The organism is Ruegeria sp. A3M17 (assembly GCF_003318255.1).
Classification (GTDB): domain Bacteria; phylum Pseudomonadota; class Alphaproteobacteria; order Rhodobacterales; family Rhodobacteraceae; genus Ruegeria.
Genome location: NZ_QOCF01000035.1, coordinates 20,048 through 33,324, shown reverse-complemented (window position 1 = coordinate 33,324; position 13,277 = coordinate 20,048). Strand labels below are relative to the sequence as shown.

The window sequence follows — 13,277 nt, the reverse complement described above, 5'->3', positions numbered from 1 at the left end:
AACGCGCCGTGCCGCAACGGGCAAGAGTGGGAAAGCGCTGGTATGTCCGACAGCTGCTACCTATCTTTGGGAAAACGAAAAAAGCGGGGCGACGGTTTGGTCATCTCATCTCTGGCAGACAGTCTGGCGCGCGGCGTCGAATCCGTGGGTGACCGCGTGTCTGAGGCATTGTTTGAGCCGGTGATCCGACTGGGCGTCACCGGGTTGGCGCGTTCAGGAAAGACAGTATTCATCACGTCTCTGGTTGCGAACTTGCTGGACCGAGGGCGGATGCCGGGCCTCGTGGCGCAGCAAGAAGGGCGGATCAACGCGGCATACCTGCAGCCTCAACCAGACGACACCGTGCCCCGGTTTGACTACGAAAATCACTTGGCGGCGCTGACCGGGCCTCAGCCACACTGGCCCGAAAGTACGCGCGCAGTGTCAGAACTGCGTTTGTCGTTCAAAGCCCGTCCCGCGGGGCTTTTGTCAGGGTTGCAGGGACCACGCACCATCCATCTGGATATCGTGGATTACCCCGGCGAATGGCTGCTGGATCTGGCGTTGCTGGACAAAACCTATGAGGTCTGGTCGCAGGAAACGCTGGAGCGCATCGCCAATCGCACCGAGGCCACGGCGTTTCTGTCGCAAGCAATGGCTGTTGACCCAACTGACAGCCACGACGAACCAAAGGCCCAATCACTGGCCAAAGAATTCGCTTCGTACCTGAACGCAGCGCGCGATGCAGGGTTCTACGACTGCACGCCTGGGCGGTTCCTGCTGCCGGGTGATCTGGCGGGCTCACCGGTGCTGACATTTGCTCCCTTGCCCGTGGACGGCCACGGCCTGCGTCGTAGTCTGCACCGCGAGATGGCCCGGCGGTACGAGGCTTACAAGTCTCAGGTCGTGAAACCGTTTTTCCGCGATCATTTTTCCCGGATCGACCGGCAGGTGGTTCTGGTGGATGCGCTGGGCGCGATCCATAACGGGCCACAGGCGGTCGAGGATATGCGTCGCGCGATGGCTGATATCCTGTCGGCGTTTCGGCCCGGACGAAATGCGTGGCTTAGCCAGTTGCTGCTGGGCAAACGGGTTGAACGCATCCTGTTTGCGGCCACCAAGGCGGACCATCTGCATCACCTGCAACACCATCGCCTGACCAATATCATGGAGGCCCTGACTCGAGATGCGCGCGACCGTGCAAGTTTCGCCGGAGCAGAGACGGCGGCGCTGTCGCTGGCCTCGTTAAGGGCAACGACTGAGGAAATTCGAACGCATAACGGGGCCGAGCTGCCCTGCGTGCGAGGTACATTGTTGGACAGCGGCAAGCAGGCCGCTTTCTATCCCGGTGATCTGCCCGAAGACCCGTCGCATTTGCTTGGCTCGGCGCGCAACGGGTCCGAAGGCTGGCTGGGCGAGGATTATGAGTTCATGGCCTTCGCGCCGGCACACCTGACCCTGCGTCCCGGGGATGGTCCGCCGCATATTCGACTGGACCGCGCGGCCCAGTTCCTGATCGGAGACCGGCTGTGAATGTCATTCTTCGCCCCGCCCGCAGCACGGATGCCGGTGCCACCGGAGAGATTTTGCATGGGTTCGCCCGCGAAAACGAATGGATGCCGGAGCTGCACTCACGCGCGGAAACCATCGCGTTTTGTGGCCGTATGATTGAATTGGATTGGGTGACGGTGGCCGAAACCGACGAGGGTGTGATCGGGGTTTTGGCGCTCAACGGTGCCGAAATCCACTCACTGTACCTGGCACCTGGCGCACGGGGGCAAGGGATCGGTCGGCAATTGCTTGAGCTTGCCAAGTCCCGCCGATCCGAATTGTCATTGTTTGCGTTTCAGGCCAACCATCTAGCGCGCCGGTTCTATGAGCGCAATGGCTTTGCCGAGGTCGCACGCAGCGACGGCGCTGACAATGACGAGAACCTTCCCGACATAAAGTATGTCTGGAACAGTGAAGGAGCAGCCAATGGCTAAGGGGCCGGTTCTGATTGATCTGGAGGGCGATGAACCCGCGGCTGATGTGTCGCAAGCACCTCCGGTCCCGGATATCGCACAGCCTCAGGGTCAGGCGATGCAAGGTGCGGCGCGTTTGGCGGCGCGCAAACCTTCGGCCCTGTCGCGGTGGTTCTGGGGTTTGGCGCTGGCCGCGCTTGGGGCTGTTGTTTCAGTGGCGGCTTGGGACTTTGTGAATTCCCTGATTCTCCGCGCGCCGATCATAGGATGGGTGATTACGGGTTTGTTTGCAGCGCTGGTGCTGGTCGCATTGATCATCGCTGTGCGCGAGCTGGCCGCAATCGGGCGGTTGTCCCGTGTGGACGGGATGCGGCGCGCCGCCGATACTGCCTTGGCCGAAGACAATCTGGCGCAGGCACGCGCAGTCACGAACCGATTGATCTCGTTTTACAAAGGCCGAGACGAAACCCGTTGGGGGCGCGATCGGCTGTCCGAACGGATCGACGAACAATTTGACGCGTCTGGTCTGCTGACCCTGGCCGAGGATGAGTTGCTGGCCCCGCTGGATGTCGCTGCCAGCCGCGAAGTCGAGGCTGCCGCGCGGCAGGTTGCAACGGTGACGGCGTTGGTGCCCTTGGCGCTTGCGGATGTTGCAACCGCGCTGGCCGCTTCGTTGCGGATGATCCGGCGCATCGCTGAAATCTATGGCGGGCGTGCAGGGTTTTTGGGCAGTTGGCGACTGACGCGGGCCGTGTTCGTGCACCTTGTGGCCACCGGGGCCGTGGCCGTCGGGGACGACCTGCTGGAACCGGTTCTGGGCGGATCGATCCTCAGCAAGCTGTCGCGCCGGTTTGGCGAGGGGCTTGTCAACGGCGCGCTAAGTGCGCGGGTAGGGGTCGCCGCGATGGAGGTCTGCCGTCCGCTGCCCTTCTCGGATCGGCACAAGCCATCGACCCGCAGCATCGTCAAACGCGCACTGGCGGGCCTGTTTTCCAAAACGTAACCTGACCACGGTTCAGTTGCTTGGCACATCGATGTCAGCCAGCCATGGCCGATTACGGACACAGCCAGCAACAGATCGCCCCCACTTGGCTAGGGCTACGTCACACTGATCGTTGGTGCCCGCAAAAAACACGGTTTTTCGGACTGTTGCGCAGATCGACAGCCGGTTAGCTTGTCGGCACATTTGCCCGGAGGCCTCAGTTGGAATCGCTGCTCGTACTCGTTGGATTGATCGTTCTAGCCATCCCGGTGGCCATCCTTGTTCTGTTGGTATCCCAGGTTCGACTGCGCCGCCGGGTGGAGCAGCTTGAACAGCAGATTCGCGTGCTTGGGGGCGATTTGCCAACGCAGGAGACGGCCCCTGAACCAACGCAAGTCGTTGAAAAAAAGGGCTCTCCGTGGCCGGTCATCCAACAAAAATCGCCCGAGGTTGTCACGGACGAGGGCGACTCAGCACCCGAGCCACAGAAAGCACCCGCACCCATGACAGTGCGTGACGATCGTATCGCTGCATTGGGGGCTTGGCTGCGAGAGAACTGGTTCTACGCGGTTTCCGCCCTGTCTTTGGCGCTGGCGGGTGTTTTTCTGGTCCAATACGGGGTCGAAAGCGGGCTATTGTCGCCAACGATGCGCGTCATTGCGGCCCTGATGTTCGGGGCGACGCTGATTGGCGTGGGTGAGGTGATCCGCCGGAAGTATGGCGATGACGAGTCTTCAGCCACGGCTTACCTGCCATCGGTCTCTTCCGGCGCAGGGCTGGTGACGCTGTTCGGCGGCTTGTTGGCTGCAAGGCAGTTGTACGATCTGATTGGCCCCGAAGCGGCCCTAATCGCCATGATTGCTGTTGCGCTTGTGGGGCTTGTTTTGGGCTGGTTCCACGGCCCTTTGCTGGCGGCCGTCGGTTTGATAGGTGCGTTTGCGTCACCCTTCGTGGTGGGCGGGACTTCGACCGATCCCGGCTGGTTGTACGGTTATTTCTTTGTGATCGCCGTCCTTGGCTTGGGGATCGACACCGTGCGGCGCTGGGCGTGGATATCCGTTCTGACGCTAGTTGGGGCTTATTCCGCGTGCCTGCTCTTGGTGCTCTCGGCACCCGCGACCGAGCCGGGGTATCTTGTCGGCGTAACTGCATTGGCGGTCATCGCGATCGCGATCCCCGTGCGGCGGATCTGGCCGGATCACGAGGGGCGCATGATCAGCGAAATCATTGCGATCCAAAAAGGCCTCCAGTGGCCAGAGTTTCCCACCCGCCTTGCTTTTGGTGCGGTGAGCGTCACCACGGTAATCCTGGCGATACACTGGCCGGACTCGGCGGCAGAATTCTGGCTGAGTGTCATGCTGTTGGCAGGCTTGACACTGGGTTTGCTGACCTGGGCAAGTCAAGCGCGGGCCCTGCAAGACCTGACCATACTCCCCGCCGCTGGTCTAACTTGGTTCGTACTGATCCATGGGTGGGACCATGGCGCCGTCGCGCGCCGGTTCGCCGAAACCTATGCCGAAACCGCCGAGGCTGATATCCCGTGGGCGGTCACCCTGTTGGTGGCTTTGGGCGCATTGATCTCAGGCCTTGCGGCATGGCGATCGCTTCGCGCAACCGAGTACCGGGCTGTATGGGCGGGCGGTGCCGCAGTTTTTGCACCGGTGTTGGCAATCGCGCTGGAGCTTGGATGGCATCCCGATGAGGTCATCGGAGCCTATCCGTGGGCGCTGCATGCGGTTGCATTGGCGGTGATGATGGTCGTTCTGGCCGGGCGCTTCGCACGGATCGATGGCGAAAACCGACTGCGGGCGGCTTTGGTGACCTTGTCAGCTTTGTCCTGCCTGACCTTTGCCTGCGTGATTGTCCTAAGCTCGGCTGCCCTGACTATTGCTTTTGTGGCTTTGATCGTGGCCGCCGCGGTGCTGGATCGGCGCTTTGATCTTCCACCGATGGGTTGGTTCATCTGGGCAGGCGTGTTCACTGTCACGCTCAGACTTGTACTGAACCCCGGTCTGGATTGGGCAAACTCGGCACCGGTCGCGGAAATGGCGCTTGTCTATGCCACAGCTGCTGTTGGATTTCTTGCGGCTTGGACCATCCTGCGCCCATTGAACCGTCCGGTCATCGCGCTGCTTCTGGAAAGCGCTGCCTGGGCGACCGCTGGTATCTTGCTGTCTTTGCTGTTGCTGCGCTGGCTCGAAGGGTTTGGCGACGGCGGTGCCCATGACAGCCACTGGGGGTTGGGGCTTTTGTCCTTGATCTGGCTGCTGCTGGCCTGCGCGCAGGTGCGGCGGTTCGAACTGGGCGGGAAACTGAATTATGCGCGCTATGGGCTGGCGTTGTTCTTTGCAGCACATGGTGTTGTTCGCCTGTCGCAGGCGCTGACCGAGGCGAACCCATTGCTGAATGCGCAAGCTGATCCGGTACTTGGGGTGCCAATACTGAATACCCTCGCCGTGGCTTACCTGTTGCCCGCCATTGTTTTGGCCCTGTCGGCTGCTTGGCTGCCCGCACTACACCCGCGATGGAAACAGGTGTGCTTTGGTCTGGCGGCGGCATTGGGTGCAATCTGGCTGGGCCTGACCATTCGCCATGTTTGGCAAGGGGCCAGCGGTATGTATGAAGGCAACGGCGTGACCCAGCCCGAGCTTTACTCCTATACCATGGCCTTACTGCTGATCGGTGCGGGGCTGTTCTACCAGTCATTCGCCCGCCGGTCGGACATGATGCGCAAGGCGGGGTTGGTCGTTATTGGGCTTACCGTGGCCAAGGTGTTCCTGGTCGATATCGCTGGTTTGGGGGGGCTTATCCGGGTGTTCTCACTGCTGGCACTGGGCCTCGCGCTGGCCGGTTTGGCGTGGCTGAATCGGTGGGCAACGCTACGCCATTCGCCGCATGGGGCGGAACCTCTGGACCATTAGGCGTGGGCGTCCTATAAGCGCGGCCATGTATGACCGGATGGCCATCATTATTCGAATTATATCCCCGGCGCTCTGATATCGCGAGACGCCGGGCAAAGGTGCTTGAGAATTCGCACTGACCGCTTCGATCCACACACGTCAAGATCATCCTGAGGACGCCCCCAATGTGCGCCGACACGACCGAAACACCTGACTACAAAGACACGCTGAACCTGCCCAAAACCGATTTCCCCATGCGCGCTGGCCTGCCCAAGCGCGAACCCGCATGGCTGGATCGCTGGGAAGAGATCGGCGTCTATGACCGTCTGCGCGAGAAAGAGGGCCGCACGCCCTTTACCCTGCATGACGGCCCCCCCTACGCCAACGGTCACCTGCATATCGGCCACGCGCTGAACAAGACCATCAAGGACATGATCGTACGCAGCCATCAGATGATGGGTCATGACGCGCGCTATGTGCCGGGATGGGACTGCCACGGCCTGCCGATCGAATGGAAGATCGAGGAACAGTATCGCAAGAAGGGCAAGAACAAGGACGAGGTGAACGTTGTCGACTTCCGTCAGGAATGCCGCAAGTTCGCCGAAGGCTGGATCGACGTCCAGCGCGAAGAGTTTAAGCGTCTGGGCATCACCGGCAACTGGCCTGACCCCTATATCACCATGGACTATCACGCCGAGGCCGTGATCGCTGACGAGTTCATGAAGTTCCTAATGAACGGCACGCTTTATCAGGGTTCGAAACCCGTGATGTGGTCGCCGATCGAGAAAACCGCCCTGGCTGAGGCCGAGGTCGAGTATCACGACAAGGAAAGCTTCACCATCTGGGTGAAGTTCGAGGTCGTGAACGCGGGCGATCTGGATGACGCGTTTGTTGTGATCTGGACAACGACGCCATGGACGATGCCGTCGAACAAGGCGGTCGTGTACGGTAAGGACATCTCTTACGGCCTCTACGAAGTCACTGGAGCTCCAGAAGAATGCTGGGCTAGTGCCGGAGACAAGTTCCTGCTGGCCGACAATCTGGCCGCCGATGTGCTGGGCCGCGCTCGCCTGAACGACGATCAGTGGACGCGCGTACGTGACGTGTCTGCGGATGAGCTGGCAGGCGTTCAACTGACTCACCCGCTGGCCGGGGCCGAAGGTGGCAATGGCGAATGGGACGACATCCGCGACTTCCGCGCGGCTGAGTTTGTAACCGACACCGAAGGAACCGGCTTCGTCCACTGTGCGCCGTCGCACGGTATGGAGGAATTCGAACTCTACCGTGATCTGGGCATGCTTGAGCAGGTTATCACCTATAACGTGATGGATGACGGCTCTTTCCGCGCCGATCTGCCGTTCTTTGGCGGCAAGTACATCCTGTCCCGCAAGGGCGGCGAAGGTGACGCGAACAAGGCCGTCATCGACAAGCTGGTCGAGGTCGGGGGCCTGCTGGCGCGTGGCAAGATCAAGCACAGCTATCCGCATTCTTGGCGCTCAAAGGCACCGATCATCTATCGCAACACGCCGCAGTGGTTTGCATCCGTTGACCGCAAGCTAGATGACGGCATGGGTCAGATGGGCGATTCCATCCGCGAACGCGCCTTGCGCTCAATCGACGAGCTGGTGAAGTGGACGCCGCAGACCGGTCGCAACCGTCTGTATTCGATGATCGAAGCGCGCCCGGATTGGGTTCTGTCCCGCCAGCGCGCCTGGGGTGTGCCACTGACCTGTTTTACCAAGAAAGGGGCCTTGCCCACCGACGCGGATTATCTGCTGCGCAACGAAGAGCTCAACAACCGCATCAAGGCGGCGTTCGAGAAAGACGGTGCAGATGTCTGGTACACGGACGGCTTTAAAGAGAAGATCCTCGACGGTATCACCAACCCGGATGATTACGAGCAGGTATTCGACGTGTTGGATGTGTGGTTCGACTCGGGCTCGACCCACGCCTTCGTTCTGCGCGACCGTGAGGATGGCACCGAAGACGGTATCGCAGACGTTTACATGGAAGGCACCGATCAGCACCGCGGTTGGTTCCATTCATCGATGCTGCAGGCCTGCGGCACCAAGGGTCGTGCGCCGTATCGCAACGTGGTGACCCACGGCTTCACGCTGGATGCCAAGGGCAACAAGATGTCCAAATCGCTGGGCAACACCATCGTGCCGGAAAAGGTGATCGAGCAATATGGTGCCGATATCCTGCGCCTGTGGGTTGCCCAGACGGATTACACTGCCGACCAGCGGATCGGGCCGGAGATTCTGAAAGGAACCGCCGACAGCTATCGCCGCTTGCGCAACACCATGCGGTTCATGCTGGGCTCGCTGGCCGACTTCACCGAAGCGGATCGCGTCGCGCCTGAAGATATGCCGCGCCTGGAACGCTGGGTTCTCAGCCGTCTGGCCGATCTGGATGAGCAGGTGCGCAAAGGCTATGCGTCTTTCGACTTTCAGGGTGTGTTCAGCGCCGTGTTCACCTTTGCCACGGTCGATCTGTCGTCGTTCTATTTCGACGTCCGCAAGGATGCGCTGTACTGCGATGGCGACAACCTGCGCCGCCGCTCGGCCCGTACCGTTCTGGATATCCTGTTCCACCGCCTGACCACCTGGCTGGCCCCGGTTCTGGTCTTCACCATGGAAGAGGTCTGGCTGGAGCGGTTCCCCGGCGATGACAGCTCGGTCCATCTGGTGGATTTTCCGGATACACCCACCGATTGGCGCAACGCCGAACTAGAGGCTGGCATGTCCAAAATCCGTCGCGTGCGTCGTGCCGTGACTGCTGCGTTGGAAATCCAGCGTCAGGACAAGGTCATCGGTTCGAGCCTTGAGGCCGCGCCGATCGTGCATGTCGAGGACAGTGACACCCGCGACCTGCTGGCAACCTTTGACGTGGATGACATGTGCATCACGTCTGGCCTGACCGTTTCGGGCGACCCGGCCCCAGCCGAGGCATTCCGCGTGCCTGAAATCGAAGGGGTGGGCGTCGTCTTCGAAAAAGCAGATGGCGAGAAATGTCAGCGCTGCTGGAAAATCCTGCCGGACGTTGGTCGGCATTCCCACGCGGGTGTGTGTGGGCGCTGCGACGAAGCGCTGGGCTAAAAAAATAAACCCCCGGCGTGACTGCCGGGGGTTTTTCTTTCCTCGCTTGCACTGGCCCCGGTGATCTGAAACGCTGTGTCCATGCCGATGATTTCCGTTGATACGCAGTTTGGCCGCCTTGGCATTGAAGAAACAGATGGCGCCATCACACGCCTTGTGTGGGATGGCCAGGACGACGGGCCGGACACACCTCTGTTGCAGGAAGCCGCCGCACAGTTGGCCGCCTATAACGAGGGGCGTCTCGAACGGTTCGATCTGCCGTATCGTGTTGCCGGGTCAGACTTTCAGCGCAATGTCTGCGATCTGATGTATGCCATTCCGCTGGGCGAGACCCGAACGTATGGGGACATCGCGAAAGAGCTTGGGCAACCACCGCAACCGGTGGGTCAGGCCTGCGGCGCGAACCCCATTCCGGTGATCATACCTTGCCATCGGGTACTGTCTGCCAATGGTCTGGGCGGGTTCTCGGGCGATGGTGGGGTCGAGACCAAAGTGGCCCTTCTGCGCCATGAACGCGCGGCGGGCCTGCTGATCTGAGCTGCGAAAACCAGTTGCAATCCCAGAGTTCGCGGCCCAACTTATATCAGTTACTGAATTTGAAGGACCGTATTGCATGACCGCCCATACAGACCCGGCCGCTCGCAAAAAGGCCATCATAGACCGCCTGATGTCGCTGGAAGAGCAGGAACTGGCAACTGCGCAGGCGCATTACGACGCATTTCTCAAGGACTCGCAGCTGGACGACCGCGAAGGGCATGACAAGGATGACATCGCCGCCTCACGCGAGAATGCAGATCTGGCGGCAGCGTTCGATGCGCCCGTTCACGCGCATCACGCCAAGATTGATGTGATCGAGAACACGGATTTCAGCCTGACGGACCGGGTTCAGCCGGGCGCTGTTGTCAAGTTCAACAACCGCCGTTTCGTGGTCTGTGTCTCAACGACTCGCTTTGAGGTCGACGGTAAGACATATATGGGCATCTCAACCCAAAGCCCGATCTACCTGACCATGACCGGTCTGCAAGAGGGTGATGCATTCACCCATAACGGCACTGAGTTCGAGGTTGAGGAAATCCTGTAACGTTTAGTTGTTGCGCAGCGGGACAAGTTGCTGCGCAATACCAGCTGAAACCAGGTAGAGGCTTGTAATTACCAACCCCCAATGCGCCCAGCTTTCAGGATGGAAATCGACCCAGGCCGCCCAACCGGCGAAGAACGTCCAGGCGAACGCGATCGGCAGTGACACGTTACGCCAGCGTTCCGTCCGCACCGGGTGAATGAACTTCAACGGTAGGAACATCGCCAGCGACAGCAGCGACACCAGCAGCAGGATCACCCAGAAATTGGGCTCAAGCGCGAAGATCACGATGACGAACATGTTCCAGCAACCCGGAAATCCAGAGAACGAGTTGTCCTTGGTCTTCATCCGCGTGTCCGCGAAATACATGGCGCTAGCAAAGGTGATCACGATGATCGCAAACCAGCCGGTCCAACCGTCCATCAGCCCCGATTTGAACAGCGCGAAGGCCGGAATGAACACGTAGGTCAGATAGTCGATGATCAGGTCCAGCAGAACACCGTCAAATTCCGGTGCGTTCTTTTTGACATGGTAGTGGCGCGCAAGCGGGCCGTCGATTCCGTCCACGATGAACGAGATCACGAGCCACAGATACATAAGGCTCCACTTTTCCTCGACCGCGGCCAGCATGGCCAACATTGCAAAGACGGCGCCGGTCGCGGTGAACAAATGTACGGAAAGGGCTTTGAGTTTTATTGTCATTTGTGTCTCTTGGACGATGCGCGCTGCAGATGCAAACTAAAAGCCGGGTAAGGGTACAGCCTAGACGTCATCGTGGGACCTGGGATCAGGCCTTGGGGTGGGCGCGGTTGTAGACTTCCATCAGTCGGGCCGTATCCACGGCAGTATAGGCCTGCGTGGTGGAAAGCGAGGCATGGCCCAGCAATTCCTGAATGGCGCGCAGATCACCCCCAGCAGACAGCAGGTGGGTGGCAAAACTGTGCCTTAAAGCGTGTGGTGTGGCGGTTGCGGGCAGGCCAAGCTGCATGCGTGCCTTGGCCATCACGCCCTGAATTGCGCGCGGATTGAGGGCACCGCCCCGCACTCCGCGGAACAAGGCTTTTTCTTTGGATTGTGGATGCGGACAAAGCTGCAGATAACGATCAACGGCGGTTCGGGCAACCGGGATCACCGGAACGATGCGTTCCTTTCCGCCCTTTCCCACAATACGCAAGCTACCCGGCAAAGGTGCGTCGCTTCCTGACAGGGACAGCGCCTCAGATATGCGCAAACCGCAGCCATAGAGCAATGTAACGACAGCAACGTCGCGCGCCGAGACCCAGTCGTTTGACGACTGAAGTTCGACCGTGTCGATCATCGCGCGCGCCGCGTCTTCGGCCAGCGGGCGGGGGAGTTTTTGAGTAAACTTTGGCGCGCGTGTGGACAGGACGGCGGTGGGTTCGAAGCCTTCCCGCTCGGCCAGCCATCGGTAGAAGCTTTTGACCGCCGACAGCTTGCGCGCCAGCGATCGCGCGCCAACTCCCGTGCTGCGCTGATCGGCCATCCAGGCGCGCATGTCGGACACGGTGATCCGGGCCAGCGCTGCCAATCCCTGCTGTTCACTGTGATGTAGTGTCATAAAAGACAGGAAATCGGTGACATCACCACGATAGGCGGCCTGGGTGTTTTCCGATCGCCCCGCCAGCGCGCTCAGGCTGTCCAGCCAATACTGTAACGCGTTGCGGCAGGCGGGTGAGATCAGGCTCACGACAACCAGTGGCGCATCGAGCGTTCGAAGACGCCAGCGAAGAACGACAGAAGATCAGTGCCCAGCTGCGGCGAGAAATGATTGCGGTCCCTTGCGCTCATCACGATCATGCCCGGCAACCGGCCCTCACCCAGATCCAACCGCAAGCAAGCCTCGGACCGCAGGTGATCTGCGTTGGGCCCGAAAATTCTGTGCGTCGGGTGGAGGATCTCGCGCAGAACCACGTCGCGGGCGGGGCCGCCGCGGTCGAAGGTCAGGTAATTGTCCACGAAGCCGGGTTCGACTACGGACAGAACGCCGCCCAGAGTGTCGATGGCGGGGTCATCCTGCGTTGCTGTGGATTCCAGAATCAGCTTGATGCGATCAACGCGCAGGATTTCGACCACATCCGAGCCGAGCGTGCGCAGGAAATCTTCGAACTCGGCCGGTTCCAGCATGCGGATAACGGCACGATGCACCTGATTTGTGCCCGCAAGGTTTTCATATGCTGCGGCGATGACGGACCGGTGGGTGTCTTCCAGCCTGTCCAGCCGTTCCTCGAGCCGTTGCATGGCGATGCCGCGCAGGTCGATGACATTGTCGCCGCGCGCCTGTTCGTTGGCCGTCACAAGTGCCTGCATCAGGTCCTTGTCGTCCAGCACAGCGTCTGGTTTGGCCAGAATCGCGGCGCGCAAGTTGTCCTGGAGTTTGGTGTTACTGCTCATGTCCCGCTCGGTCTTTTTTTTGTTGAGGGGCTTATAACATGAGTTATAGCGGTTTCCTTGGAAAAAATGCATTGGCGGTGCATTTCATTCCCACTGTGACCTGCGGCTCCCGCCTGCGAAGCTTTGATCAAAGATCAAGGCTTGGCAGTTGGGCCGGGCGCGGCACCTAACGGTGCCGCGCGGTCGCGCAAAGGGTCAGAGGATTTTCTGACCGGTCTTGGCCCAGTCGGCCAGGAAGGTTTCCAGACCTTTGTCTGTCAACGGGTGATCGGCCAGTTTCTTGATCACGGCAGGCGGTGCGGTGATCACGTCAGCACCGATGCGGGCGCTGTCGGTCACGTGGTTCACGGTGCGGATTGAAGCGGCTAGAATTTCGGTTTCAAAGCCGTAATTGTCATAGACCTGACGGATATCCGCGATCAGATCCATGCCATCAAGGTTGATGTCATCCAGACGACCAATGAAGGGCGAGATGAACGTTGCGCCCGCCTTTGCGGCCAGAAGCGCCTGGTTTGTCGAGAAGCAGAGTGTGACGTTGACCATCTGGCCTTCGTCGCTGAGCGTCTTGCAAGTTTTCAGGCCAGCCCATGTCAGCGGAACTTTCACGGCGATATTCGGCGCGATTTTGGCCAGCTTACGGCCCTCAGCGATCATGTCGTCAGCTTCGGTGGCTACAACTTCGGCCGAAACGGGTCCGTCGACCAGATCACAGATTTCCTTGGTCACTTCCAGAATGTCACGGCCTGATTTCAGGATCAGCGACGGGTTGGTGGTCACGCCGTCCACCATGCCCAGATCGTTCAGTTCGGCAATGGCGTCGATCTCGGCTGTATCTACGAAGAATTTCATGCGGGCAGTCCTTTG

The 13,277-nt window shown here is 60.1% G+C and carries 11 protein-coding genes; 7 read left to right on the top strand and 4 right to left on the bottom strand.

The window, feature by feature from the left end; all coding sequences use genetic code 11:
- Positions 1–96: 96 nt before the first annotated feature.
- The 7 genes from DS906_RS18685 (at position 97) to DS906_RS18655 (ending at position 10,004) form a co-directional block, all read left to right on the top strand.
- Positions 97–1,512 carry a YcjX family protein gene (locus tag DS906_RS18685; RefSeq protein WP_113791845.1) on the top strand — a complete coding sequence of 472 codons (1,416 nt, stop codon included), beginning with the start codon at positions 97–99 and terminating at the stop codon, positions 1,510–1,512.
- Positions 1,509–1,964, top strand: coding sequence for a GNAT family N-acetyltransferase (locus tag DS906_RS18680; RefSeq protein WP_113791589.1), 456 nt, complete (start codon positions 1,509–1,511; stop codon positions 1,962–1,964). Before DS906_RS18685 ends, DS906_RS18680 begins: the two co-directional genes overlap by 4 nt.
- On the top strand, positions 1,957–2,946 hold the full coding sequence (locus tag DS906_RS18675; RefSeq protein WP_113791588.1) for a YcjF family protein: 990 nt from the start codon (positions 1,957–1,959) through the stop codon (positions 2,944–2,946). Before DS906_RS18680 ends, DS906_RS18675 begins: the two co-directional genes overlap by 8 nt.
- Positions 2,947–3,146: 200 nt before the next feature.
- Positions 3,147–5,846 (top strand): DUF2339 domain-containing protein, encoded by a 2,700-nt coding sequence (locus DS906_RS18670; RefSeq protein ID WP_113791587.1) that lies wholly within the window; start codon positions 3,147–3,149, stop codon positions 5,844–5,846.
- 164 nt (positions 5,847–6,010) lie between these two features.
- Positions 6,011–8,923: an isoleucine--tRNA ligase gene (ileS, locus tag DS906_RS18665; RefSeq protein WP_113791586.1), complete on the top strand. Its 2,913-nt coding sequence runs from the start codon at positions 6,011–6,013 to the stop codon at positions 8,921–8,923.
- Positions 8,924–9,004: 81 nt separating this feature from the next.
- The gene (locus DS906_RS18660) at positions 9,005–9,460 is read left to right on the top strand and encodes a methylated-DNA--[protein]-cysteine S-methyltransferase (protein ID WP_113791585.1); all 456 of its coding nucleotides are present in this window, start codon (positions 9,005–9,007) and stop codon (positions 9,458–9,460) included.
- 76 nt (positions 9,461–9,536) lie between these two features.
- Positions 9,537–10,004 (top strand): hypothetical protein, encoded by a 468-nt coding sequence (locus DS906_RS18655; RefSeq protein WP_113791584.1) that lies wholly within the window; start codon positions 9,537–9,539, stop codon positions 10,002–10,004.
- Between the two features lie 3 nt (positions 10,005–10,007).
- Here the strand turns inward: DS906_RS18655 and DS906_RS18650 are convergent, their stop codons facing one another.
- The 4 genes from DS906_RS18650 to fsa form a co-directional block, all read right to left on the bottom strand.
- Positions 10,008–10,703 (bottom strand): phosphatidylcholine/phosphatidylserine synthase, encoded by a 696-nt coding sequence (locus tag DS906_RS18650; protein ID WP_058273208.1) that lies wholly within the window; start codon positions 10,701–10,703, stop codon positions 10,008–10,010.
- A gap of 85 nt (positions 10,704–10,788) precedes the next feature.
- Positions 10,789–11,709 carry a tyrosine recombinase XerC gene (locus DS906_RS18645; protein ID WP_113791583.1) on the bottom strand — a complete coding sequence of 307 codons (921 nt, stop codon included), beginning with the start codon at positions 11,707–11,709 and terminating at the stop codon, positions 10,789–10,791.
- Positions 11,706–12,413, bottom strand: a complete 708-nt coding sequence (locus DS906_RS18640) for a DUF484 family protein (RefSeq protein ID WP_113791844.1) — start codon at positions 12,411–12,413, stop codon at positions 11,706–11,708. Before DS906_RS18640 ends, DS906_RS18645 begins: the two co-directional genes overlap by 4 nt.
- A 195-nt stretch (positions 12,414–12,608) precedes the next feature.
- Positions 12,609–13,262 carry a fructose-6-phosphate aldolase gene (gene fsa / locus DS906_RS18635; protein WP_050603155.1) on the bottom strand — a complete coding sequence of 218 codons (654 nt, stop codon included), beginning with the start codon at positions 13,260–13,262 and terminating at the stop codon, positions 12,609–12,611.
- Positions 13,263–13,277 lie beyond the last annotated feature (15 nt).

Bases quoted from the DNA above. Each gene is read 5' to 3' on its own strand.
- DS906_RS18660 (WP_113791585.1), top strand. From the start codon at position 9,005: ATGCCGATGATTTCCGTTGATACGCAGTTTGGCCGCCTTGGCATTGAA.
- DS906_RS18655 (WP_113791584.1), top strand. From the start codon at position 9,537: ATGACCGCCCATACAGACCCGGCCGCTCGCAAAAAGGCCATCATAGAC.
- fsa (WP_050603155.1), bottom strand. From the start codon at position 13,262: ATGAAATTCTTCGTAGATACAGCCGAGATCGACGCCATTGCCGAACTG.
- DS906_RS18675 (WP_113791588.1), top strand. From the start codon at position 1,957: ATGGCTAAGGGGCCGGTTCTGATTGATCTGGAGGGCGATGAACCCGCG.
- DS906_RS18650 (WP_058273208.1), bottom strand. From the start codon at position 10,703: ATGACAATAAAACTCAAAGCCCTTTCCGTACATTTGTTCACCGCGACC.
- DS906_RS18640 (WP_113791844.1), bottom strand. From the start codon at position 12,413: ATGAGCAGTAACACCAAACTCCAGGACAACTTGCGCGCCGCGATTCTG.
- ileS (WP_113791586.1), top strand. From the start codon at position 6,011: ATGTGCGCCGACACGACCGAAACACCTGACTACAAAGACACGCTGAAC.